This is a genomic window from Roseateles sp. UC29_93 (assembly GCF_042695725.1).
Lineage (GTDB): Bacteria > Pseudomonadota > Gammaproteobacteria > Burkholderiales > Burkholderiaceae_C > Roseateles > Roseateles noduli_A.
This window is the reverse complement of sequence record NZ_CP170545.1, coordinates 5,588,110-5,612,153: the sequence shown is the minus strand read 5'-3', so window position 1 is coordinate 5,612,153 and position 24,044 is coordinate 5,588,110. Positions and strand designations below refer to the sequence as shown.

23 protein-coding genes are annotated in these 24,044 nt (G+C 67.1%); 13 read left to right on the top strand and 10 right to left on the bottom strand.

The window, feature by feature from the left end; all coding sequences use genetic code 11:
- Positions 1 to 40 precede the first annotated feature (40 nt).
- Positions 41 to 1,687 carry an ABC transporter substrate-binding protein gene (locus ACFJIX_RS26060; protein WP_377155509.1) on the bottom strand — a complete coding sequence of 549 codons (1,647 nt, stop codon included), beginning with the start codon at positions 1,685 to 1,687 and terminating at the stop codon, positions 41 to 43.
- 187 nt (positions 1,688 to 1,874) lie between these two features.
- On the opposite strand from ACFJIX_RS26060, the gene ettA reads away from it, so the two are divergent.
- From ettA to ACFJIX_RS26040, 4 genes are all read left to right on the top strand, one after another.
- Complete coding sequence (gene ettA, locus ACFJIX_RS26055; RefSeq protein ID WP_377155508.1) at positions 1,875 to 3,539, top strand: energy-dependent translational throttle protein EttA; 1,665 nt, start codon at positions 1,875 to 1,877, stop codon at positions 3,537 to 3,539.
- A gap of 289 nt (positions 3,540 to 3,828) precedes the next feature.
- The gene (locus ACFJIX_RS26050) at positions 3,829 to 4,416 is read left to right on the top strand and encodes a Spy/CpxP family protein refolding chaperone (RefSeq protein ID WP_377155507.1); all 588 of its coding nucleotides are present in this window, start codon (positions 3,829 to 3,831) and stop codon (positions 4,414 to 4,416) included.
- A 94-nt stretch (positions 4,417 to 4,510) separates the two neighbouring features.
- The gene (locus ACFJIX_RS26045; protein WP_067282373.1) at positions 4,511 to 5,224 is read left to right on the top strand and encodes a response regulator; all 714 of its coding nucleotides are present in this window, start codon (positions 4,511 to 4,513) and stop codon (positions 5,222 to 5,224) included.
- A gap of 13 nt (positions 5,225 to 5,237) precedes the next feature.
- Entirely contained in the window at positions 5,238 to 6,761 is a 1,524-nt protein-coding gene (locus ACFJIX_RS26040; protein ID WP_377155506.1) for an ATP-binding protein, read from the top strand.
- Positions 6,762 to 6,764: 3 nt separating this feature from the next.
- Here the strand turns inward: ACFJIX_RS26040 and ACFJIX_RS26035 are convergent, their stop codons facing one another.
- Genes ACFJIX_RS26035 through trpS form a run of 3 tightly spaced genes read right to left on the bottom strand, consistent with a single transcriptional unit; the run spans position 6,765 to position 9,632 of the window.
- Entirely contained in the window at positions 6,765 to 8,153 is a 1,389-nt protein-coding gene (locus tag ACFJIX_RS26035) for an MATE family efflux transporter (protein ID WP_377155505.1), read from the bottom strand.
- Complete coding sequence (locus ACFJIX_RS26030) at positions 8,150 to 8,605, bottom strand: DUF3717 domain-containing protein (RefSeq protein WP_377155504.1); 456 nt, start codon at positions 8,603 to 8,605, stop codon at positions 8,150 to 8,152. The genes ACFJIX_RS26035 and ACFJIX_RS26030 overlap by 4 nt, the downstream gene beginning before the upstream one ends.
- Positions 8,606 to 8,615: 10 nt before the next feature.
- Positions 8,616 to 9,632: a tryptophan--tRNA ligase gene (gene trpS / locus ACFJIX_RS26025; protein WP_377155503.1), complete on the bottom strand. Its 1,017-nt coding sequence runs from the start codon at positions 9,630 to 9,632 to the stop codon at positions 8,616 to 8,618.
- Positions 9,633 to 9,789: 157 nt separating this feature from the next.
- Between trpS and purN the strand changes: the two genes are divergently transcribed.
- A complete protein-coding gene (purN, locus tag ACFJIX_RS26020) occupies positions 9,790 to 10,428 on the top strand; it encodes a phosphoribosylglycinamide formyltransferase (RefSeq protein ID WP_377155502.1) in 639 nt (212 codons plus the stop codon).
- A 59-nt stretch (positions 10,429 to 10,487) separates the two neighbouring features.
- On the opposite strand, the gene ACFJIX_RS26015 is transcribed toward purN, so the two are convergent.
- A complete protein-coding gene (locus tag ACFJIX_RS26015; RefSeq protein WP_377155501.1) occupies positions 10,488 to 11,138 on the bottom strand; it encodes a DUF1345 domain-containing protein in 651 nt (216 codons plus the stop codon).
- An 18-nt stretch (positions 11,139 to 11,156) separates the two neighbouring features.
- Positions 11,157 to 11,435, bottom strand: coding sequence for a DUF1653 domain-containing protein (locus ACFJIX_RS26010; RefSeq protein WP_377155500.1), 279 nt, complete (start codon positions 11,433 to 11,435; stop codon positions 11,157 to 11,159).
- 69 nt (positions 11,436 to 11,504) lie between these two features.
- Here ACFJIX_RS26010 and ACFJIX_RS26005 point away from each other — a divergent pair, with 69 nt between their 5' ends.
- The 3 genes from ACFJIX_RS26005 (at position 11,505) to ACFJIX_RS25995 (ending at position 14,885) form a co-directional block, all read left to right on the top strand.
- Complete coding sequence (locus tag ACFJIX_RS26005; protein WP_377155499.1) at positions 11,505 to 12,773, top strand: RsmB/NOP family class I SAM-dependent RNA methyltransferase; 1,269 nt, start codon at positions 11,505 to 11,507, stop codon at positions 12,771 to 12,773.
- Positions 12,774 to 13,005: 232 nt separating this feature from the next.
- Positions 13,006 to 14,217 (top strand): fatty acid desaturase, encoded by a 1,212-nt coding sequence (locus ACFJIX_RS26000; RefSeq protein WP_377155498.1) that lies wholly within the window; start codon positions 13,006 to 13,008, stop codon positions 14,215 to 14,217.
- Between the two features lie 149 nt (positions 14,218 to 14,366).
- Complete coding sequence (locus ACFJIX_RS25995; RefSeq protein WP_377155497.1) at positions 14,367 to 14,885, top strand: DUF3016 domain-containing protein; 519 nt, start codon at positions 14,367 to 14,369, stop codon at positions 14,883 to 14,885.
- A gap of 88 nt (positions 14,886 to 14,973) precedes the next feature.
- Here the strand turns inward: ACFJIX_RS25995 and rpmG are convergent, their stop codons facing one another.
- The 3 genes from rpmG to trxB form a co-directional block, all read right to left on the bottom strand.
- Positions 14,974 to 15,144 (bottom strand): 50S ribosomal protein L33, encoded by a 171-nt coding sequence (rpmG, locus tag ACFJIX_RS25990; RefSeq protein WP_067273562.1) that lies wholly within the window; start codon positions 15,142 to 15,144, stop codon positions 14,974 to 14,976.
- 22 nt (positions 15,145 to 15,166) lie between these two features.
- On the bottom strand, positions 15,167 to 15,400 hold the full coding sequence (rpmB, locus tag ACFJIX_RS25985) for a 50S ribosomal protein L28 (RefSeq protein WP_377155495.1): 234 nt from the start codon (positions 15,398 to 15,400) through the stop codon (positions 15,167 to 15,169).
- Between the two features lie 255 nt (positions 15,401 to 15,655).
- Positions 15,656 to 16,615, bottom strand: a complete 960-nt coding sequence (trxB, locus tag ACFJIX_RS25980) for a thioredoxin-disulfide reductase (protein ID WP_377155494.1) — start codon at positions 16,613 to 16,615, stop codon at positions 15,656 to 15,658.
- 192 nt (positions 16,616 to 16,807) lie between these two features.
- Between trxB and ACFJIX_RS25975 the strand changes: the two genes are divergently transcribed.
- From ACFJIX_RS25975 to ACFJIX_RS25955, 5 genes are all read left to right on the top strand, one after another.
- Positions 16,808 to 17,476: a Crp/Fnr family transcriptional regulator gene (locus ACFJIX_RS25975; RefSeq protein WP_067273553.1), complete on the top strand. Its 669-nt coding sequence runs from the start codon at positions 16,808 to 16,810 to the stop codon at positions 17,474 to 17,476.
- A gap of 88 nt (positions 17,477 to 17,564) precedes the next feature.
- A complete protein-coding gene (locus ACFJIX_RS25970; protein WP_377155493.1) occupies positions 17,565 to 19,937 on the top strand; it encodes a DNA translocase FtsK in 2,373 nt (790 codons plus the stop codon).
- Positions 19,938 to 20,015: 78 nt separating this feature from the next.
- The gene (gene lolA / locus ACFJIX_RS25965) at positions 20,016 to 20,636 is read left to right on the top strand and encodes an outer membrane lipoprotein chaperone LolA (RefSeq protein ID WP_377155492.1); all 621 of its coding nucleotides are present in this window, start codon (positions 20,016 to 20,018) and stop codon (positions 20,634 to 20,636) included.
- Between the two features lie 21 nt (positions 20,637 to 20,657).
- The gene (locus tag ACFJIX_RS25960) at positions 20,658 to 22,070 is read left to right on the top strand and encodes a replication-associated recombination protein A (RefSeq protein ID WP_377155491.1); all 1,413 of its coding nucleotides are present in this window, start codon (positions 20,658 to 20,660) and stop codon (positions 22,068 to 22,070) included.
- A gap of 27 nt (positions 22,071 to 22,097) precedes the next feature.
- Positions 22,098 to 23,057 carry an amino acid ABC transporter substrate-binding protein gene (locus ACFJIX_RS25955; RefSeq protein WP_377155490.1) on the top strand — a complete coding sequence of 320 codons (960 nt, stop codon included), beginning with the start codon at positions 22,098 to 22,100 and terminating at the stop codon, positions 23,055 to 23,057.
- Here ACFJIX_RS25955 and ACFJIX_RS25950 read toward each other — a convergent pair.
- A complete protein-coding gene (locus ACFJIX_RS25950; protein ID WP_377155489.1) occupies positions 22,972 to 23,991 on the bottom strand; it encodes a LysR family transcriptional regulator in 1,020 nt (339 codons plus the stop codon). The genes ACFJIX_RS25955 and ACFJIX_RS25950 overlap by 86 nt on opposite strands.
- Positions 23,992 to 24,044: the final 53 nt, after the last annotated feature.

The following is a 24,044-nucleotide window of genomic DNA, read 5'->3' as shown; positions in this document are numbered from 1 at the left end:
GACCCTCTTCCGCAAGCGGGGAGAGGGAGTTCGATCTGCCTTACTTCGGGGCGACTGAGGCCCAGCGCAGTTCGAACCAGTTGTCGGGACGGTGGACCACCGTCACGTTGGCGCGGGTCGCCCACGGGATCATCTGGCGGTGCAGCGGGATCAGGTGCGTCTGCGCGCGGAACTCGCGCAGCGCGGCCTTGATCAGTTCCTCGCGCTTCTTCGGATCGGCTTCCTCGCTGGACGCGGCGGCGAGCTGATCGAACTTGTCGTCCCGCCAGTTGCCGAAGTTGTACTGGCCGACCGACTTCTCGCCGCGGTTGCGCATCAACGGCGTCATCGCGACCTCCGCGTCGGTGATGCTGCCGCCCCAGCCGTACATGTAGAGGCTGGTGTCGAGCTTCTCCAGCTTGGGGAACATCAGCACGCGCGGTTGCGCGTTCACGCTGACCTTGACCTTGAGCTGCGCCCACATCGAGGCCAGCGCCAGACAGATGCGCTCGTCATTGATGTAGCGGTTGTTGGTGCAATCGAGCGTGACCTCGAAGCCGTTGGCATAACCGGCGTCGGCCATCAGCTTGCGCGCCGCGGCCAGGTCGAAGGGCAGGCGCGTCTCCAGCTGCGGATCGTTGAACGCGCCCAGCGGCGACGGCGTCAGCCCGCCGGTGGGCAGGCTCAGGCCGTTCATCAGCTTGGTGCGCATCGCGTTGATGTCGATCGCCTGGTACAGCGCCTGCCGCACGCGCAGGTCCTTGAACGGGTTCTTGTCGCCGGGCACCTTGCCGTAGAGCAGCTTGTCGCGCGACTGGTCCATGCCGATGAAGACGATGCGGTTCTCCGGGCCTTCCTGGACCTTGACCTGCGGCGTCTGCTTGAGCTTCGGGATGTCGCGCGGCGACGGGTCGAGCACGAAGTCGATCTCGCCCGACACCAGCGCGGCCAGCCGGGTCGCGTCGTTGGCGATCGGCGTGTAGACGGCGTCCTGCACGTTGCCGTCGAACTTGCCCCACCAGGCCGGATTGCGCTTGAAGGTCGTGCGGATGCCGGGCTCGCGGGCCACCATCGTGTACGGCCCGGTGCCGTTCGAATGCGTGGCCGCGTAGGTCTCCTGCTTGTCCTTGAAGTTCTGCGGCTTGACGACGTTGTGCTGTTCGCACCATTTGCGGCTCATGATGAACAGCGTGTCCAGGTGCTGCAGGAAGATCGGATTGACCTTGTCGAGCTGGAACTCGACCGTGTGGTCGTCGATCTTCTTCGGCGTGCCGACGGCCTGCGCGTAGACGCTGATCTGCGAATACGGATCCTTGGCCCGGTTGATCGAGAACACGACGTCGTCCGCCGTGAACGGCGTGCCGTCCTGGAACTTCACGCCCTGGCGCAGCTTCAGCCGCCACAGCGTGGGCTTGAGCTGCGTCCATTCGGTGGCAAGACCCGGCACCAGGTTTAGGTTGCGGTCGCGCGAGACCAGGCGCTCGTAGACCTGGCCGTTCATCGCGTTGGTGACGATTTCGTTCTGCGAATGCGGATCGGCCGTCTGCATGTCGCCCTGGCTGGCCCAGCGCAGGGTCTGCGCGTGCGCGGCGCCCAGGAGCCCCAGGCTCAGGGCGATCGTGAGCGGCCAGGCGCCCAGGGCGGCCGATGTGCGCGAACGAACCGGGATGGCGCGCGAGATGGAGCGCGAGATGGAACGGAACAGCATGGTGGTCATCTCTGAGGGAACGGGCAGGGCGGTCGAGTTCAGGGGCACCGGCGGAAGCTGCGACAATGCACGACTATTGCCCGGGCGCCCCGCCGCCCACGCAGGCTCCGGCCCCACTGTCGCACCCGCTGCTGCAGGCGGCCCCAGGGCTCCAGGTCAACCCACGAAACGCTGAAGAACCATCGCCATGGCTCAATACGTCTTTTCGATGAACCGCGTCAACAAGACGGTTCCTCCGAAGCGCCACATCCTCAAGAACGTCTCGCTGTCCTTCTTCCCCGGCGCCAAGATCGGCGTGCTGGGCCTGAACGGCTCGGGCAAGTCCACGCTGCTGAAGATCATGGCCGGCGTCGACAAGGAGATCGAGGGCGAAGCCGTCCCGATGCCTGGCATCAAGATCGGCTACCTGGAGCAGGAGCCGCAGCTGAATCCGGACCAGACCGTGCGCGAAGCGGTCGAGGAAGGCATCGGCGGCGTGCTGGCCGCCAAGAAGCGCCTGGACGAGGTCTATGCCGCCTACGCCGAAGAGAACGCCGACTTCGACGCGCTGGCCGCCGAGCAGGGCGAGCTGGAGGCGATCATCGCCGCCGCCGGCTCCGAGAACACCGACCTGCAGCTGGAACTGGCCGCCGACGCGCTGAACCTGCCGCCGTGGGACGCCAACATCGGCGTGCTGTCCGGCGGCGAGAAGCGCCGCGTGGCGCTGTGCCGCCTGCTGCTGTCCAAGCCCGACATGCTGCTGCTGGACGAACCGACCAACCACTTGGACGCCGAATCGGTCGAGTGGCTGGAGCAGTTCCTGCAGCGCTTCCCCGGCACCGTGGTGGCGATCACCCATGATCGCTACTTCCTGGACAACGCCGCCGAATGGATCCTGGAACTGGACCGCGGCCACGGCATTCCCTGGAAGGGCAACTACTCCGACTGGCTGGACCAGAAGGAACGCCGCCTGGAGCAGGAACAGAAGACCGAGGACGCCCGCGCCAAGGCGATGAAGGAAGAACTGAAGTGGGTGCGCTCGAACGCGAAGGGCCGCCAGGCCAAGAGCAAGGCGCGTCTGGCCCGCTTCGAGGAACTGAGCGACGTCGAATACCAGAAGCGCAACGAGACCAACGAGATCTTCATCCCCGTGGCCGAGCGCCTGGGCAATGAGGTGATCGAGTTCGAAGGCGTGACCAAGTCCTTCGGCGACCGCGTCCTGATCGACAACCTGTCGTTCAAGGTCCCGGCGGGCGCGATCGTCGGCATCATCGGCCCGAACGGCGCCGGCAAGTCGACGCTGTTCCGCATGATCCAGGGCGTGGAGCAGCCGGACAGCGGCACGGTGAAGATCGGCAAGACGGCCAAGCTGGCCTTCGTCGACCAGAGCCGCCAGAGCCTGGACGCCAACAAGACCGTGTGGGAGGACGTCTCCGGCGGTCTGGACAACATCATCGTCGGCAAGTTCGTGATGCCGTCGCGCGCCTACATCGGCCGCTTCAACTTCAAGGGCAACGACCAGCAGAAGATGGTCGGCCAGTTGTCCGGCGGTGAGCGCGGCCGTCTGCACCTGGCCAAGACCCTGGCCCAGGGCGGCAACGTGCTGATGCTCGACGAACCGTCGAACGACCTGGACGTCGAAACCCTGCGCGCGCTGGAAGAGGCGCTGCTGGAGTTCGCCGGCTCGGCGATGGTGATCTCCCACGATCGCTGGTTCCTGGACCGCATCTGCACGCACATCCTGGCCTGCGAGGGCGACTCGCAGTGGTTCTTCTTCGACGGCAACTTCCACGAGTACGAAGCCGACAAGAAGAAGCGCCTGGGCGAAGAAGGCGCGCGACCGAAGCGCGTGCGTTTCAAACCTATTGCGTAACCTCCGCAGCTCCGCTTCGGGCGCTCCGCGTCGTTGCAAATCCTCGCCATAGCTGGGCTATGGCTCCGGTTTGCGCCTAGCGGAGCCTCCCGAATCGGAGCCGCGGCGGTCACGCAATGCCGAGCGGTGTGCAGACGCCAATCCGCCCGCGATGTCTCGATTTCAAGAGGCACCGCGGGCGTTTTTCATTGGCGCTGATTCATTTCACGAATCTTTACGGCGCGCCCACGGCCAATTGACGCGCGCCCTCGACCATTTCCTCACCCCAGAACGATTTGGAGATCCCGAGATGGTCAAGAGCTTCTCCCGCCCCCTCAAGATGCTGGCCCTGGCCGCGACGATGAGCGTGGCCGCCCTGGCGGCGCACGCCCAGACGGCACCGGGCGACGCGCCGCCGCCCCCGCCGCACGGCATGCACCGCGGTGGCCCCGATTTCGGCGGCCCCGGCTTCGGCCCCATGGGCCCGATGCACGGCAAGCTGCTGAAGGACGCCGGCGTCACCGATGCGCAGCGGGCCCAGATCAAGCAGATCTTCGACGCCGCGCACAAGGACCTGAAGACGCAACGCGACACCGAGCGTCAGCTGCACGAGCGCATGCAGGCGCTGTTCACCGCGCCGACCGTCGACGCCAACGCCGTCGAGCAGGTGCGCCAGCAGATGCACGCCGCGCATGACGTCGAGTCCAAGCGCATCACGCTGGCCATGATCGACGCGTCGCGTGTCCTGACCCCCGAGCAGCGCGCCAAGATCGCCCAGTTGAAGGACCAGCAGCGCGAGAAGATGAAGGAGCGCATGAAGGACCGCGCCGAGCGCGCCAAGGAACGCCGCGGCGCCAACGAGGCCAACCCGGTCCCGAAGCCTTTCACTGACCGCTGAACGCACGAGGCCGGCTATGCTTCAGTCTTTCGATGAGTCCGCGGCGCGCGGCCTGGCCGATCCGGCCCGGTCGGTGGCTGCACCGCAACGCCCGATGAACCCACGACTGCTCCTGATCGACGACGACGCCCGGCTCACCGCGATGCTGGGCGACTACCTCAGCAGCGCCGGCTTCGACGTCAGCTTTGCCGGTTCGCTGGCGCAGGGCCGCACCGAGCTCGAGGCCGGCCAGTTCGAACTGCTGGTCCTGGACCTGATGCTGCCCGACGGCGATGGCCTCGAGTTCTGCCGCCAACTGCGCAGCGACAAGCGCTGGCGCCGCCTGCCGGTGCTGATGCTGTCGGCACGCGGCGAGCCGATGGATCGCATCCTCGGCCTGGAGCTGGGCGCGGACGATTACCTGCCCAAACCCTTCGAGCCCCGTGAGCTGCAGGCCCGCGTGAAGGCGCTGCTGCGCCGCACCGAGCCCCAGGCGATGGGCGACGAGGTGCTGCGCTTCGGCCGCCTGGAGATCGACCTGGCGGCGAGACAGGTGCGCCTGGACGGCAATGCCTGCGACTTGACGAGCCACCAGTTCGACCTGCTGGTCGTGCTGGCGCAGAGCCCGGGCCGGGTGCTGTCGCGCGACCAGATCATGGACGCGCTCAAGGGCCACCCGCTGGAGGCCTTCGACCGCTCGATCGACGTGCACATCTCCCGCATCCGTTCGGTCATCGAGGACGACGCCAAGAACCCGCGCCGCGTGCTCACGGTGCGCGGTGCCGGTTACGTGTTCGCTCGCAAGCAGGACGCCGAAGGCCTGGAATGAAGGCTGCGACGCAGTGAAGGCGCTGTACCTGCGCATCTACATCACCGTCGTGGTGGTGTTGCTGGCATTTGCGCTGGGCTCGGCGTGGCTCTTCCAAGGCCGCATCGAGCAGGAGCGCGGGACCTTCGAGCAGGCCGCCTCGGAGCGGCTGGTGGCGCTCGCGGTGCTGGTGCAGCGCGCGCTGCCGCCGGTCACCGCGTCGACCGACGAGCAGGCCGACGCCGTCGAGGACTGGGGTCAGCGCCTGCGGATGGCGCTGGCGCTGGAGGATTCGCGCGGACGCCGTATCGGCGCTTCGCCGCTGTTCGAGCGCCGCGAGGACCTGCCCGGTTCGCGCGTGCAGCGCGTGCCGCTGGACGACGGGCGGCACCTGCTGTTCCTGCGCCTGGCCCGCCCGCCGGGCGCATCTGGGCCGACCGGCCAGGACAAGCTCGAAGCCGACGCGCGTGCCGCGAGCGGTCCGCACCGGATGCAGCGCGAGCGCCGCGATCCGTTCGTCGATGGCCCGCCGCCGAACGACGTGCGCAGTCCCATCCGCCGCGAGCCGCGGCCCGAAGTCGAGCAGATGCGCCAGCGCATGCTGGACCGTTTGGAGCAGCAGCGTCGCGAGGATGCGGCGAACGGCTCCTGGCTGCCCGGTTGGATCCCCCGCCCGAGCGGCGAAGCCCTGGCCGTGCTGCTGGCGGTGCTGTTCGTGGCCGTGGCCGTCGGGGCCTATCCGGTCGTGCGCCGGCTGACGCGCCGGCTGGAGTCGCTGAAGTCCGGTGTCGAGCAGTTCGGCTCCGGCGATCTGAGTTTCCGCGTGCAGGACAACGGCAAGGACGAAGTCGCCGCGCTCGCGACCAGCTTCAACCTCGCCGCCGAACGGATCGAGGCTTTGCTGAGATCGCAGAAGAGCCTGCTCGCCAACGCGAGCCATGAACTCCGCTCGCCGCTGGCGCGGCTGAAGATGGCGTTCTCGATGCTGGACGACGCGTCGCCGGCCCAGCGCGCGCGCCTGGGGCAGGAGATCAACACCAACATCGTGGAGCTGGACGCGCTCGTCGAAGAGGTGCTGCTGGCGAGCCGGCTGGAAGGCGGCGCGCAGTCGCTGCGGCTGGAGCCGGTGGACCTGCTGGCGATCGCCGCCGAATCGGCCGCGCTGGGTGACGCCGAGCTCGAGATCGAGACCGGCATCGCCCGCCTGCCGCTGAACGGCGACGACCGCCTGCTGCGACGCGCGCTGCGCAACCTGCTCGAGAACGCACGCCGCTACGGCGGGCCGGTCGTCGAGCTCAAGGTGCGCCGCGCCGGGCAGGATCGCGTCGAGTTGCAGGTCTGCGACCGCGGTCCGGGCGTGCCCGAGCCGATGCGCGAGCGGATCTTCGAGGCCTTCTTCCGTCTGCCCGGCCATGCCGAGGTGTCGGGCGGCGTGGGACTCGGCCTGAGCCTGGTGAAGCAGATCGCGACGGCCCACCAGGGCACGGTGCGATGCGATGCCCGCGAGGGCGGCGGCAGCTGCTTCGTGATCACATTGCCGCTGAACGTGGCTGGCTGACGCTCAACGCCCGATCTCCCGGCGATGAACGAGGGCCAGCAGGACGCCGAGCCCGATCGCGGCGGCGGCAAGTCCGACTGAGGCAGCGCTCCAGAACCCCATCGCGCCCTGCATGATCGCGGGCAACGCGACGGCATGGTCGCCGAAGACCAGCCAGTAGCCGCCGCCCAGGCCGAGCCCCCAGATCGCGAACGCGTAGATGAGCATCGGCGCGGTCGCAATGTGATGGGCGCGCAGCACGAAGGCGGCCACGGTCTGGCCGGCGTCGGACACGTGGAAGAGCCACAACCAGCCCAGCAGGGGCAGCGCGGCGGCGATGACGGCGGCATTGCTGGTGTAAAGGCCCAGCACCTGCTCCCGCAGCGAGAAGACCACGCCGCCGAGTACGAACGCGATCGCCAGCGCGATCTCCAATCCATGCCAGCCGAGCCGGCGCGCCGCCGCATAGTCGCGCGCGCCCATGGCCTGCGCCACGAGCGTGCTGCAGGCGTTCGCCTGCGACAGCGGCAGCATGAACATCATCGCCACGAGGTTGGCGCAGAGCTGGTGCCCCGCCACCGGCGTCGTGCCCAGCCGCGCGATGAAGATCGCCATGAAGGTGAAGCCGGTCACCTCGATCAGCACGGACGCGCCCATGGGCACGCCCAGCTTCAGCAGCCGCATCAACGTGTCCTTGCGTGGGCGATGCAGCCCGGTCCGAGCGAAGCCGAACGCGGCATAGAACGGATCGCGACGCAGCACGGCCAGTGCGATCAGCAGCTGACTCCACATCACGATTGCCGTCGCGATCGCGCAGCCGACCGCGCCCAGCGGTGGCACGTGCAGCGGCCCCAGCGTGAATCCGCCGATCAGCAGCGCGCTGGCCGGGAACTTCAAGAGCAGTCCGCCGATCTGCAACGCCATCACCGCCTTCGGTCGCGACACCGCCGTGTTGAAGCCGCGGTAGGCGGTGAACAGCAAGGCCGCGGGCAGCGCGATGCCCAGCATGCGCAGGTAGTCGCGGATCTTTGCGGCGATCTCGGGACTGACCTGCGAGATCGCGAGGAAGGGCTGCGGGAACCACAGGATCAATTCGCCGATCACCGTGAGCGCCAGCGCGAGCCACGCGGCCTGATGCAGGCTGTCGCCGGCTTCGGCCATGCGCTTCGCGCCGAAGAGCTGCCCGGCCACCGGCGAGATCGCCAGCACCACGCCCATCAATCCCACGAACACCGACGTGTAGACGGCCGAGCCAACCGCGAGGGCCGCGAGGTCGATGGCGGAGTGGCGGGCGACGAGCAGCGTGTCGATCGTCGAATACGCCAGCACTGCGAGTTGCCCGATGAACACGGGCCACGCGAGCGGCAGGATCTGGCGCAGGCTCGCGAGGCGGCCGTGGAGCGCAGCGCTCAAGCGGGATCCTTGTCGGCGGCCGCTTGAGCGTCGGCGCCGGCGGCGTTGCGCCGCTCGATCGCCCGCTCCGCATAGCGGTTGAAGCGCCACGCCGTGCCTTCGATCGTGATCCGCCGCCAGGTGGCGCGTTTCTCTCCGGGCGTCAGCACCGGCCAGTTCTGGACCTCGTCGAAGCTGCGTCCGCAGCCCTTGCAGAGTTCGTCGCCCTGGCTGGTCGAACAGATCGCGATGCAGGGCGCGTCCGGCGTGGTGTCGTACCAGCGCGTCCAGGCCGCGAGCGCGCGCGGCGGCATCGAGTCCTCGTCGCACTCGGTCTCGTGATGGAAGACCATCAGCGCATAGACCTCCGCCAGCGCGCGCAGCTCGGGACCCAGCGTCACGCCGTCGCCCGGCGAGCGCTGTCGCCACCAATTGATGGCGGACTCGATGTCGGTGATGTGGATGCCGGCCATCTGTGCGTGCTCAGTAGTCGATGCCCATCGCGCCGCGCACCTCGCGCAGCGTCTTGCGTGCCACCGCACGGGCACGTTCGGTGCCGACCTCGACGATCCAGTGGACCTTCTTCGGATCGGCGAGCAGTTCGTCGGCGCGGGCGCGCCAGGGCGCCTGCTCATCGTGGATCGCCTCGATCAGCGGCTGCTTGCAGTCCAGGCAGCCGATGCCCGTGCTGCGGCAGCCCGACTCGACCCATGCCCGCGTGTCGCTGTCGGCATAGACCTTGTGCAGTGCCCACACCGGGCAGCGCTCGGGCTCGCCCGGATCGCCGCGACGCACGCGCTGCGGATCCGTCTGCATCTTGCGCACCTTATCGGCGACGACCTCCGGCGCGTCGCGCATCGCGATCGCGTTGCCGTAGGTCTTGCTCATCTTGCGTCCGTCCAGGCCGGGAAGTCGCGAGTTCTCGGTCATCAGCGCCTGCGGCTCCGGGAACAGCGGCGCCGAGGGCTGCCGGTAGAGGTGGTTGAAGCGTCGCGCGACCTCGCGCGTCACCTCGACGTGCGGTGCCTGGTCCTCGCCGACCGGCACGAAGGCCGCCTTGTAGATCAGGATGTCGGCCGCCTGAAGCAGCGGGTAGCCGAGGAAGCCGTAGGTCGCCAGCTCGCGGTTCTCGGCCACGAGGTCCTTGTAGCTCGGCATCCGTTCCAGCCAGCTCGACGGCGTGCTCATCGCCAGCAGCGTGAACAGCTCGGCGTGTTCCGGCATGCGGCTCTGGATGAAGAGCGTCGCCTGTTCCGGATCGACGCCGGCCGCCAGCCAGTCGACGACCATGTCGTAGACGCTCTGTTCCAGGCCTTCGCGGTGTTGGTAATGCGTGGTCAGGGCGTGCCAGTCGGCGACGAAGAAGAAGCAGTCGTAGGCGTCCTGCAATCGCACCCAGTTCTTCAGCGCGCCGTGGTAATGGCCGAGGTGCAGCGCGCCCGTCGGACGCATGCCGGAGAGCACGCGCTGGCGCGGGGTGAGGGTGGGTTGGTCGGTCATGGCGGAAGGCTGGGGCGGTGGCCGCACCGGCGCGCGGCGATCTCGGGACGAGGTCGGACATGCGACGGCGGGAGGGCGATTGTAGGGAGCGTCGGCCCGGTCGACGCCGGTCATGGCAGTGCGCTGGCGCCGATGCCCTTGGCTACACTGCCGGCCCATGAAGAACATCGTGATCCTGATCTCCGGGCGAGGCTCCAACATGGAGGCCATCGTCCAGGCCTGCACGGCCGGTGGATGGCCGGCCCGCATCGCCGCGGTGATCAGCAACCGGCCGGATGCCGCCGGGCTTGAATTCGCGCGGGCGCATGGCGTCGCCACCGCGGTCGTCGACCACAAGGCCTTCGGCAAGGGAGACGCCGCGCGCGCTGCGTTCGATGCGGAACTGCAGCGCGTCGTCGATGGCTTCGCCCCCGATCTGGTGGTGCTGGCCGGCTTCATGCGCATTCTGACGCCGGCGTTCACCGGTCATTACTCGGGGCGCATGCTCAACATCCACCCGTCGCTGCTGCCGGCATTCACGGGGCTGCACACGCACCAGCGCGCCATCGAGGCCGGCTGCCGCGTGGCGGGCGCGACGGTGCACTTCGTGACGGCGGAACTGGACCATGGTCCGATCGTCGCGCAGGCCATCGTGCCGGTGCTGGACGGCGACGACGAGGCGGCGCTGGCGGCGCGCGTGCTCAAGGTCGAACACCGCATGTACCCGAGCGCCGTGCGCTGGTTCGTCGAGGGGCAGCTCGCGATCCAGGGCGCGCGCGTCCTCCATCGCGGCGGCGAGCCGCAGATGTTCAACTGACCGCATGGCCGCACGACCCGTCGCAGGCTGCGCCGAGGGCTGAATCCCCGGCCGGGCGTTCAGCCCAGCATGCCGGCAAGGAAGTTGATCGTCAGCGCCAGCACGACGGTGTTGAACACGAAGGCCTGTATCGCCTGCACCAGCACCAGTCGCCGGATCGGTCGCGCGCTGACGACGACGTCCGAGGTCTGTGAGGTCGCGGCGACCGTGGCCGCGAAATAGAAGAAATCCAGGTAGTCGGGAGCGTCCTCGTCACCGGGGAATTCCAGCCCGTGGGGCGCCTTCGGGCCGCAGTGGAACAGCGACGCATACGCCAGTCCGAACTCCACCGGAAGCAGCAGCCACGAACCGGTCAGCGTCGCCGATGCCACCAGCAGGTGCGGCCAGGCCTTCAACAGGCCGGCCTCTTTCACCTGCGCCAGTTCCAGCGCGATCGCCGCCATGCTGGCGGCACCGCCGAGGATCGCCAAGACCAGCACCGTCGGCGCACCGTCCGCGACGGCGCCGGCCTGCTCCTCGACGTCTTCCGCATCGGTGCGGAACATCATCCAGCCGATCAGCACGAGGTAGGTCCAGACGCCGGCGCTCCAGCCCAGCAACGCGCGGGTGTGCCAGGCCAGTTCGACCGGCCAGGCGGCCGCCAGCAGTGCGCCGGTGGCCGCGCCGATCAGCAGGCGGGGGCGGCGCTTGATCTGGTGCAGCAGGGGCATGGGCCGATCCACGCGCAATCAGTCCGGGATCCGGGCGAAGCGCGGTTGCGTCACCCCGTCGACGTCGACGGAGCCGAAGAACATGCCGTAAGGACGCACCCACAGGCCACTGTCGTTGTAGAGCGGCACGTAGAGCACGAGGGGCTCCAGCGTCTCGCTGTGGCGGACGACGCCGCGGACCTCGTACTCGCCGCCCTTGTAGTGGCGGTAGCGCCCGGTGGGCGCCTCGGGCAGCGGTTGCAGCGGATCGCCGGCGCCGTGCGCGGCAGGGGCTGGGACGGTGTGGGAGGCGCTCATGGGCAGGGTCGTGACGGCGGGAATGGGGCAGGGCGCGGGCCTGACGCCGGAGCCGGGGATAATCGCGCGATGCATCCTAATGCCCTTCTTGAACTCTGCGCCGAACTGGTGGACAGCCTGCTGCTGTTCGACAAGCCCGCCGACGCCCTCGTTTCCGATTTCTTCCGTGCGCACAAGGCGCTTGGCCAGCGCGAGCGCCACACCATCGCCGAAACCGCCTACGCCGTGCTGCGCCAGCGTCCGGTGCTGCAGCATCTGGCCCAGTCGGGCCGCGGTCCGATGTCGCGGCGGCTGGCGATCCTCGCCTGGGCCGGCAGCGACACCTTCCTCCGCGCGGCCACCGATGACCAGGAGCAGCAATGGCTCAAGCAGGTGGCGAAGGTCGACCGCAGCAAGCTGCCGGAGAAGCTGCGCCACAACCTGCCCGACTGGCTGGTCGAGCCGCTGAGGCAGCGTCTGGGTGATGAGCAGTTCTGGCAACTGGCGGACGCCGTCAACGTGTCCGCGCCCCTGGACCTGCGTGTCAACCTGCTGAAGGCCAAGCGCGAGGACGTGCAGGCGGCCTTGAAGGACAAGGGATTCGCGTCGTCGCTGACGCCGTTCTCGCCCTGGGGCCTGCGGCTCGAAGGCAAGCCGGCGCTGCAGAAGCTGGACGTCTTCACCAGCGGCCAGGTCGAGGTGCAGGATGAAGGCAGCCAATTGCTGTCCTTGCTCACCGAGGCCAAGCGCGGAGAGATGGTCGTCGATTTCTGCGCCGGCGCCGGCGGCAAGACCCTGGCGCTGGGTGCCGCGATGCGCAACACCGGTCGGCTGTACGCATTCGACGTCTCGGGGCATCGACTCGACAAGCTCAAGCCGCGCCTGGCGCGCAGCGGGCTGTCGAACGTCTACCCCGTGCAGATCAGCAACGAACGCGATGAGCGCGTCAAGCGCCTGGCCGGCAAGATCGACCGCGTGCTGGTCGATGCGCCGTGCTCGGGCCTGGGCACGCTGCGCCGGAATCCCGATCTGAAATGGCGCCGATCCCCGAACAGCGTCCTGGAATTGCACGACAAGCAGCTGGCCATCCTGAACAGCGCCTCGCGCCTGCTCAAGCCGGGCGGCCGCCTGGTCTATGCGACCTGTTCGCTGCTCGATGCCGAGAACGAGTCGGTCGCCCAGGCCTTCGCGGAGGCGCATCCCGACTTCGTCCTGATGCCCGCGCAGGACGTGCTGACCCACGCCCAGGTCGACGCGACCCAGGCGGCACAGCTGTCCGAGAACGGCTATCTGCGCCTGTGGCCCCATCGTCACCAGAGCGACGGCTTCTTCGCCGCAGTCTGGGAACGTAAGAAATGAGCCTGCCGACCGGATCTGGCAGGGGGTCCTGTCAGCGGCATGTTTCTTATTGCGAACGGGCCATCGTGTCTGTTCGATCACGTCTTCAGGCCCTTCCGGTCGTGAAGCGTCAAAAGACCGACGGGAAAGCGGCTTACATCTGGGCGATTTCTAGAGTGCGTCGCCTACAATCGGGGCTTCCTGTGGACAACTGGCTCCTCGCGAGCAGGGTTAGGACCGAATGAACGTATTGATGTCTGTGCACGACGCCATCCTGGCGTGGATGATCGACGGCCTCACCGGCGCCAGCTGGTGGCAGATCGTGGTCTTCACCCTCGTGGTGACGCATATCACCATTGCTGGCGTCACGATCTTCCTGCACCGCGCCCAGGCGCACCGGGCACTCGACCTGGGTCCGATTCCGTCGCACTTCTTCCGCTTCTGGATGTGGCTGACGACCGGCATGGTCACTCGCGAATGGGTGGCCATCCACCGCAAGCACCACGCGAAGTGCGAGACCGAGGATGATCCGCACAGCCCCGTCACCCGCGGCATCAAGACGGTGATGACGCGTGGCGCCGAGTTGTATCGCGCCGAAGCCAAGAACGAAGAAACGATCAAGAAGTTCAGCCATGGCGTGCCGGACGACTGGATCGAGCGCCATGTCTACACCGGCCGTTCGGTGTGGGGCGTGTCCCTGATGATGATCATCGACCTGGCGCTGTTCGGCGTGGCCGGCATGGCGGTCTGGGCGGTGCAGATGGCCTGGATCCCGTTCTGGGCCGCCGGCGTGATCAACGGCGTCGGTCACTATTGGGGCTATCGCAACTTCGAGGCGCAGGACGCGTCGACGAACGTCTCGCCGTGGGGTGTGATCATTGGCGGCGAAGAGCTGCACAACAATCACCACACCTATCCGACGTCGGCCAAGTTCTCGGTCAAGCCTTTCGAGTTCGACATCGGCTGGGGCTACATCCGTGCGATGGAGATGATCGGCTGGGCGAAGGTGCGCAAGACCGCGCCCCAGATGAAGACCGGCGAACTCAAGGCGGTGGCCGACAAGGACACCCTGGAGGCCATCATCGCCAACCGCTATGAAGTGATGGCGCGTTATGCGCGCGGCCTGCGCGGCGCCTGTAAGGCCGAGCTGCTCCAGTTGAAGGCTGCGGGCGAGCAGCACAGCGTCAAGTTCCATCAGTTCAAGCTGGCGACCCGCTGGCTGCATCGCGATGCCGAGAAGATCCCGGCTGCCTATCAGGAGCAACTGAACGGCGCCCGCGCGGCGAGCCCGGTGCTCGACAAGCTGGTGACGATGCGCGAAGAACTGCGTCAGTTGTGGACCCGCACGAACGTGTCGGCTGAGCAGCTGGTGCATGACCTGCAGGCCTGGTGCCGCAAGGCCGAAGAAAGCGGCATCGCCGAACTGAAGGCCTTCGCGACGGGTTTGCGCACGGTGCGCGTCTGAGCGAAGGTCGGCTCATCGTGCCCCGAGGTCGGCCAGAGTGATGGCCGACACCCAGGCGGAGATGAAGCAATGCAAAGGGCGCCCCTACCGGGCGCCTTTTTTCTTGGCGGCGCCCATAATTTGTTGAACTCTCAGACAAGGAGATTGACATGATGGCCTCGACCCTTTTCAAGCGCACTGTGTTGTTCGGCCTGATGGGCGCCAGCCTGGGCGCGATCGCCGCGGCTGCGCAGGCTCAAGCGGAAGTCAACTTCATCAAGCCGGAGAACTTCTCCGACATCGGCTGGGTCGGCGTGGACCGCGACAACGCCATAAAGCAACTGGAAGAGCACTTCAAGGCGCTCGCCGCGCGCGAGCTGCCCGGCAAGCAGCTCAAGATCGACGTCACCGACGTCGACCTCGCGGGGGAAGTCGAACCGCATGTCCGCACCGATCGGCTCCGCATCCTTCGATCGGTGACGATTCCGCGCATGAGCTTCACCTATACGCTCAGCGAGAACGGCCAGGTCCTGAAGTCCGGCAAGGCGGACTTGAAGGACATGGACTACCAGAATGGCGTCGGCAACCGCTACTTCGACTCCGAGCCGCTGCGCTATGAGAAGAAGATGATCGACGACTGGATGGCGCGCGAACTGCTTGGCAAGGCGCACCTGGCGCCGACCCGCTGATCGCGATGGGGGCCGTGACGCCCCTTTTCGGTCGCCCATGAAAAAACCCGCCGATAGGCGGGTTTTCTTCTTCAAGGACCGGGCTGAATCACTTCAGCTTGGTTTCCTTGTACAGCACGTGCTTGCGTGCCTTGGGGTCGAACTTCATGAATTCCAGCTTTTGAGGCGTGGTCTTCTTGTTCTTGTTGGTGGTGTAGAAATGACCGGTGCCGGCAGTGGATTCCAGCTTGATCTTCTCGCGTCCGCCTTTGGATGCCATGGTGTCGCTCCTGGTTCAGTGATTAGGCTTGACCGCGCGCGCGCAGGTCGGCCAGCACGGCGTCGATGCCCTTCTTGTCGATCAGACGCAGCCCGGCGTTGGTGATGCGCAGACGGACCCAGCGGTTTTCGCTTTCGACCCAGAAACGGCGGTATTGCAGGTTCGGGAGGAACCGGCGCTTGGTTTTGTTGTTGGCGTGGGAAACGTTGTTCCCGACCATGGGCTTCTTGCCCGTGACTTCGCAGACGCGTGCCATGAGGACACTCCGATACTTGTCATCCGGCGACCGTCCCAATCGTCTCGACCTCGCTGTCGAGTCGCGGGCGGCGGCCTCACCTCGCCATAGGGTGGCGGTATCCCATCTTCCTCGCGTCAAGATCCTTCACAGGTTGATGGCGCGGGGAAACGAAGAGTGTAGCAGAAACGAACCGGCCCGCGCAAAGGCGGGCCGGTCAGTGAGCCTCGGGGGGGGGCCCGTCCAGGGGCGCCACGGTCGCGCAGAGCGGAAGGGTCAGGCTGATTCCTGCTCCAGGAAACGCTGAGCATCCAGCGCCGCCATGCAGCCGGTGCCGGCACTGGTGATGGCCTGGCGATACACATGGTCCTGCACGTCGCCCGCGGCGAACACGCCCGGCACGGTGGTCATCGTGGCGAAGCCTTCCAGACCGCTCTTCGTGCGGATGTAGCCGTCCTTCATTTCGATCTGGCCCTGGAAGATGTCCGTGTTGGGCTTGTGACCGATCGCGATGAAGCAGCCCTGCAACTTGATGTCGGTGGTCGTGCCGTCCTGCGTGCTCTTGATGCGCACGCCGGTCACGCCGCTCGCGTCGCCCAGCACCTCGTCCAGCGTCTGGAACGCGTGCAGTTCGATCTTGCCGGCCTTGACCTTGTCCATCAGCTTGTCGACCAGGATCGGCTCGGCGCGGAACTTGTCGCGACGGTGGATCAGATGGACCTTGCTGGCGATGTTGGACAGGTACAGCGCTTCCTCGACCGCGGTATTGCCGCCGCCGACGACGCAGACTTCCTGCTCGCGATAGAAGAAGCCGTCGCAAGTCGCGCAGGCGCTGACGCCGCGGCCCATGAACGATTCTTCCGACGGCAGTCCCAGGTATTGCGCGGAAGCGCCGGTGGCCAGGATCACCGCGTCGGCCGTGTAGACCGCGCTGTCGCCGGTGAGCGTGAACGGACGCTTGGAAAAGTCGACGCTGTTGATGTGGTCGAAGACGATCTCGGTCTGGAAACGCTCGGCGTGTTCCTGGAAGCGCTGCATCAGTTCGGGGCCTTGCACGCCCATCACGTCGGCGGGCCAGTTGTCCACTTCGGTCGTGGTCATCAACTGACCCCCTTGCGCCATGCCCGTCACCAGAAGCGGCTTCAAGTTGGCACGCGCCGCATAGATGGCGGCGGTGTAGCCGGCGGGGCCGGAACCGAGGATCAACAGCTGGGCGTGGCGGGTGTTTTGGCTCATGACGGGGGAAATGGGGATGCGTTCAACGGACGCAAGGGTCGACAGCCTAAGGGGACCGGCGGGCGGCCTATGGCGTTGACCCTATGAACAGGCGTGAACAAATTGGCACAATGCATCCATTCTAGGTGGCGGGTCTCTCTGCCATCCTGACAACCACGATTGACCCTAACCCCCGACAGGAGGCATCCCTTCATGGCCATGTTGTCCAATTTGGATCTGATCCGCAGGGTTCCCTTGTTCTCCCTGCTGACCGCCGACCAGGCCCAGTCCATCGCGGACAGCGTCGTCAAACGGCGCTTCAAACGCGGCGAGTTGATCGTCGAGCAGGGCACCAAGTCCAACGCGCTCTTCATCCTGCTCAACGGCCGCGCCCGCGTGCTGACCGCGGACAGCCGCGGCCGCGAAGTCATCCTCGCCGTGCTGCAGCCTGGCGACTACGTCGGCGAGATGAGCCTCATCGACAACGAGCCGCACTCGGCCACGGTCCGCGCCGAGGTGCAGACCGACATGCTGGTGCTGGGCCGCGCCGATTTCGGACGCGGTCTGCCGGATTCGTCGAGCCTGGCCTACGGCATCCTGCGCGGCCTCGTCGCGCGGCTGAGAAACGCGGACCGCCAGATCGAGTCGCTCGCGCTGCTCGATGTCTACGGTCGCGTCGCGCGTACGCTGCTGGACATGGCGGAGGAAGAGAAGGGCGTGAAGATCATTCGCGGCAAGGTATCGCGGCAGGACATGGCGAAGGTCGTCGGCGCGTCGCGCGAGATGGTCAGCCGCGTCATGAAGGACCTGGAGGACAAGGGCGTCATCGAGACGCTCGAGAACGGCTCCGTGGTCATCAAGGAACGCCTGCAGCACGACTGAGGCGCCAGAGACTGACGCTTCAACGTTTCTTCACCTTGGTGAGGAGCCCCGCGTCCGGGACGCGGGGCTTGTGCGTCACAATCGAGGAATGAGTTTTCCCGGTTCCCTGCTGGGCGGCGGTGACGACGCCGCTCCGACCGAGCGCCCCGCGCCGGCACGCAAGTCCAAGAAGGCCGCGCCGCCCGCCGCGCCGCCCGCGCCTCCCAGTCCGCTGCGCACGCCGCTGTGGCTGCTGATCGGCGCGCTGGTGTGGTGCCTGGTCTTGCTCGCCATGGTCAGCCATGACCGCGCCGATGCGGCCTTCAGTACGGCCGGCACCTCAGCCCCGGCGCACAACCGCGTCGGTGCGCTCGGCGCCTGGATCTCCGACCTGATGCTGTTCGGCTTCGGCTACTCCTGCTGGTGGCTGATGCTCATCTCGCTGCGTGCGTGGCTGAGCGGCCTGGCGCGCATGCTGCGCGCCGACGGCGGCCCGATGCTGACCTTCAAGGAGCGCCTGCCGACGGTAGCCGGCCTCGTTCTCCTGATGGCCGCGAGCTGCGCGCTCGAATGGACCCGCCTCTATGGCTGGGAGTCGCACCTGCCCGGACATGCCGGCGGCGTGTTGGGCTACCTGCTCGGACCCGCCAGCATGAAGCTGCTCGGCTTCGCGGGTTCTGGCGTCGTGTGGATCGCCGCGCTGGTGGCCGGCGTGTCGTTGGCGCTGAAGTTCTCCTGGCTGCGCGTGGCCGAGCAGATCGGAACCAAGATCGAACGTCTGATCGAGAAGCGCGAGGTCCGTCGCGAGATCGCCGAGGACAAGCGCGTCGGCAAGGAAGCCAAACGCGAGCGCGAAGCGGTCGTCGAGGTCGAGCGTCTGGTCGAGGAAGAGCATCACATCCCGATCGTCATCGAGCCGCCGGTCGCCGAGGTGCCGAAGTCCACGCGCGTCATCAAGGAGCGCCAGCAGACGCTGTTCACCGATCCGACGGACGCGAAGCTGCCCCAGGTGGACCTGTTGGACGCGCCGCCGCCGCGCATCGAGACGGTGACGCCCGAATCGCTGGAGATGACCAGCCGCATGATCGAGAAGAAGTTGAAGGACTTCGGCGTCGATGTGCGGGTGGTGGCGGCCTCGCCGGGGCCGGTGATCACGCGTTACGAGATTGAGCCGGCGACCGGCGTGAAGGGCTCGCAGATCCTGGGCCTGGCCAAGGACCTGGCGCGCTCGTTGAGCCTGACCTCGATCCGCGTCGTCGAGACCATCCCGGGCAAGAACTACATGGCGCTGGAGCTGCCGAACGCGCGCCGCCAGACCATCCGGCTGTCCGAGATCCTGGGCTCCCAGGTCTACGCCGACGCCGCGTCGCCGCTGACGATGGGCCTGGGCAAGGACATCGTCGGTCTGCCGGTGGTGGCCGACCTGGCCAAGATGCCGCACTGCCTGGTGGCCGGCACGACCGGCTCGGGCAAGTCGGTGGGCATCAACGCGATGATCCTGTCGGTGCTCTACAAGGCCGAGGCCCGCGATGTCCGTCTGATCCTGATCGATCCGAAGATGCTCGAAATGAGCGTCTACGAAGGCATCCCGCATCTGCTGGCACCCGTCGTGACCGACATGAAGCAGGCCAGCAACGCGTTGAACTGGTGTGTCAACGAGATGGAGCGGCGCTACAAGCTCATGTCCAAGATGGGCGTGCGCAACCTCGCGGGCTTCAACAAGAAGATCGCCGACGCGGCCGAACGCGAGGAGAAGATCCCCAACCCGTTCAGCCTGACGCCGGAAGAGCCGGAACCGCTGGAGCGTCTGCCGCACATCGTCGTCGTCATCGACGAACTGGCCGACCTGATGATGGTCGTCGGCAAGAAGATCGAGGAACTGATCGCCCGCCTGGCGCAGAAGGCGCGGGCGGCCGGCATCCATCTGATCCTCGCGACGCAACGTCCGTCGGTCGACGTGATCACCGGCCTGATCAAGGCCAACATCCCGACGCGCCTGTCCTTCCAGGTATCGAGCAAGATCGACTCGCGGACCATCCTCGACCAGATGGGCGCGGAAGCGCTGCTGGGCATGGGCGACATGCTCTACATGGCGTCGGGTACCGGCCTGCCGGTGCGCGTGCACGGCGCGTTCGTCAGCGACGACGAGGTGCATCGCGTCGTCGAGTACCTGAAGGAGCAAGGCGAGCCCAACTACATCGAAGGCATCCTGGAAGGCGGCGTGCTGGACGGCGATGGGGGCGGCGATGGGCTGCCCGGCCTGACAGCAGGCGGCGACGGCGAATCCGACCCGATGTACGACCAGGCGGTGGGCATCGTCCTGCAGCACAAGCGGGCATCGATCTCGCTGGTGCAGAGACATCTGCGCATCGGCTACAACCGGGCCGCCCGTTTGCTGGAGCAGATGGAGAAGTCCGGTGTCGTCTCGGCGATGGCCACCAACGGCAACCGCGACATCATCGTGCCCAAGCGGGACGACTGACGGCGTCACCGGACGCGACCACTGAACGCGACGAATGAACGCGACGAATGAACGCGACGAATGATTGAGGCTTCCTCCATGCTCCGTATCCTGACCCGTGGCATCGCGGCGATCGCCGTCTGCGTCACGCAATTGGCTCACGCCGACGGCGTGAGCGCGCTGCAGCAGTTCGTCACCGAAGTGAAGAGCGGCCGCGCGGCGTTCACGCAGACCGTCACCGCACCCGATGGCAAGCGCAAGAAGACGACGACCGGCACCTTCGAGTTCCAACGCCCGAACCAGTTCCGCTTCAGCTACGCCAAGCCGGCCGAGCAATTGATCGTGGCCGACGGCAAGGAAGTGTGGATCTACGACCCGGATCTGCAGCAGGCCAGCGTCCGCAACATGGACCAGGCGTTGGGCGCGACGCCGGTGTCGCTGCTCGCGGGCGGCGACCTGTCGAAGGATTTCACGCTGAAGTCGTTGCCGGCCGCGAACGGCCTGGACTGGGTGCAGGCTACGCCCAAGCGCAACGACAGCGGTCTGCAGAGCCTGAAGCTCGGTTTCAAAGGTCGCGAACTGGGCGCGCTGGAGATCGTCGACGGTTTCGGCCAGCAGTCGGTGATGCAGTTCAGTGCGATCGAGCCGAACGCCAAGGTGTCGGCCGACCGCTTCCGCTTCAACCCGCCGCCGGGCACGGACATCGCTCGCCAACCCTGAGCGGCGTCTGAGTCAGCATCGATGAGCAACGCGTCGCTCTTTCCGGACGAGTTCGATTCCGTCCCGGGCGGACGGCCTGCGAGGGCCGCACCGAGCCAGCACGCACCGCTGCCGGAACGGCTGCGGCCGCACAAGCTCGACGAGGTCGTCGGCCAGCGCCACCTGCTGGGTGAGGGCATGCCGCTGCGTGTCGCGCTCGAGAGCGGCCGGCCGCATTCGATGATCCTGTGGGGTCCGCCCGGCGTCGGCAAGACGACGCTGGCGCGCCTGATGACGCAGCACTTCGATGCACAGTTCATCGCGATCTCCGCGGTCCTGGGCGGCGTCAAGGACATCCGCGAGGCGGTCGACCGCGCGCAGGTCGCGGCGGGGCAGGGGCGGCGCACGATCGTGTTCGTCGATGAGGTCCACCGCTTCAACAAGGCGCAGCAGGACGCCTTCCTGCCGCACGTCGAGTCGGGGCTGTTCAGCTTCATCGGAGCGACGACCGAGAACCCGTCGTTCGAGGTGAACTCGGCGCTGCTGTCGCGGGCGACGGTGCACGTGCTGAAGTCGCTGGACGAGCAGGACATGCGCGAACTGCTGACGCGCGGGCGCGAGGCGCTCGGCGCGCCACCGGTGAGCGAGGCCGCCACGCTGCGCTTGATCGGTTATGCCGACGGCGATGCGCGGCGTCTGCTGAACACGCTGGAGACCGTGGCGCAACTGACCCCCGCGGGCACGGCGGAGATCGACGAGGCACTGCTGGAGCGCACGCTGGGCGAGCAATTGCGGCGCTACGACAAGGGCGGCGACCAGTTCTACGACGTCATTTCGGCGCTGCACAAGTCGGTGCGAGGCTCCCATCCGGATGCGGCGTTGTATTGGCTGGTGCGGATGCTCGACGGCGGTGTCGATGCGCGCTACATCACGCGGCGACTGGTCCGGATGGCCAGCGAAGACATTGGAAACGCCGATCCGCGTGCACTGCGGATCTGCCTGGACGCGGCCGAAACCTATGAGCGTCTCGGGTCGCCGGAAGGCGAGCTCGCGCTGGCGCAGGCGGTCGTCTATCTGGCGATCGCGCCGAAGTCGAATGCCGTCTACAACGCCTACAACCAGGTCCGCACGCTGATCAAGCAGGACAGCTCGCGGCCGGTGCCGGTCCACCTGCGCAACGCGCCGACGCGTCTCATGAAGGAGCTCGGCTACGGCAAGGCCTATCGCTACGCGCATGACTTCCCCGGTGCGTACGTGGCCGGCGAGCAGTACCTGCCGGACGGCCTCGAGGATCGGCGCTTCTATGAACCCGTGCCGCGCGGCCTGGAGATCAAGATCGGCGCGCGGCTCGACGAATTGCGGCGGCTCGACGCCGGAACGCTCGGACAGGACGATGCCCCCGGTCGAGGCGGCACCGATGGCATCGGCGAAAACGGTGAAAACGGCGAGGCCTGATCGATGAGTGCGCGGATCGTCAGCGTTGTGACCGCGGTCCTTCTGATGTTGGTGTGGACGGCGGGCGCGTTGCCCGCGAGCGCCGCGCCGGTCAAGCCGGGACTCGCCGGACCGTCGGCGTCGCGCCTGGCGCAACCGCCCGAAGGCCCGACGCTGACGCGCATCCGCGAAACCGGGGTCGTCGTCATCGGTTACCGGCCGGCGTCGGCACCGTTCAGCTATCTCGACGCGCAGCTGCGGCCGACGGGCTATTCCGTCGAACTCTGCGAGCGCGTGATCGCGTCGCTGCGCGTGCGGCTCAAGCTGCCCGACCTGGAGGTGCGACGCGTCGCGGTCGGTTCGGCGACGCGCATGCCGATGGTCAGCAACGGCACCTTGGACATGGAGTGCGGCATCACGACCAACACCGCCGAGCGCGCGCGCAGCCAGGCATTCTCGGTGACGATCTTCGTGGCCGAGACCAAGCTGATGACGCGCCACGGCGAGAAGGTGCAGAGCCTGCTCGACCTTCGCGGCCGGCCGGTGGTGAGCACCATCGGCACGACCAGCATCCAGCACCTGGCCAAGGTCAATGAGCAACAGGGGCTGAACATCCGCATCGTCGCGGGGCTGGACGATCCGGACGCATTCCAGCTGCTGCGCAGCGGCCGCGCCGACGCGTTCATGATGGACGACGTGATCATCCGCAGCCTGCTGGCGCAGCAGGGTGCGGCGGTCTCGACGGACGACTACGTGATCTCCGATCGCGCGTTGACCGTGGAGCCCTATGCGATCGGGCTCAATCGCGACGATCCGATGTTCAAGACCATGGTCGACGACGTACTGACCGGCCTGTACCGCAGCGGCGAGATCCACACCATCTACAGACGCTGGTTCGAGTCGCCGCTGCCGCCGACGGGCATCAACCTGAAGCTGCCGATGAACGCTGCTTTCCGGCGCGTGGTCGCTCAGCCGACGGACTCGCCGGATCCGGAGCGCTACCGCTGAACGGCGTACCTGCCGGCGTCCGATCGCCAGCGATCGTGCCGGAGCAGCCTTCGCGACCGTTCAGCAGTTCGACGAAACGCCGTGCGGCGAGTCCGAGCGGCCGCGTCTGCGTCCAGACGACGTCGACGTAGAGCTGCAGGGCGGTCGTGAAGTTGCCTGCGGGAATCTGCACCAGTTCCCCCGAGGCCAGCGCCGCGCGCACGAACCCCGACGGCAACCACGCCCATCCTAGGCCCGCGGACACCATCCGCAAGGCCGCCACCGGACTGTCGGTGCGCCATTGCACGCGGGAGACGGCGATCCGCTTGTCGACGTCGCAGGCGTCACGACCGGCGACCAGGATCTGACGTTCGCCGATGAGGTGCTCGTCGCGGAGCGCTGAAGGATCGCGCGCGAGCATCGGATGCGAGGCTGCCGCGACGGCGATCAGCGTTTCGCGGGCCACTTCCTGGAACTGCTCCGACGGGTCGAGTCCTTGTCGTTCGAAGACGAGGGCCAGTTGCGCGCGGCCGGACTTCAGCATCGCGAGCGCGTCCGCCTGCGGCGCGGTCAGCACCTCGACGTCCAGCAGCGGGAACTCGGCGGACAGCGTCGTCAGTGCATCGCTCCATGGCGTTGCTGCGACGAGCTCGGGCACGACCGTGATCGTCAGCGAGGGCTCCAGCCCTTGGGTCATCGACAACGCATGGCGGTTGAGCTGGCCGAGCTGCTCGGCCAGCCGGCGCGCCTGCGGCACCAGCGCGAGCGCCTGCGCGGTGGGGACGGGTTCCCGGCCGGCGCGGTCGAAGAGAGGGAGGTCGAGCTGAGCTTCCAGGTTCGCGATCGTCATGCTGACGGCTGAGGGCACGCGCCCCAGCGCGCGCGCCGCAGCGGAGAACGAACCGTGGTCGATCGCCGCGAGGAAGACGCGGAGGTTGTCGAGGTCGAAAGCCATGGTGCTCCGTGATCTGTCAGGCAATCTGATGGATGCTGACTTTAACTATCAGG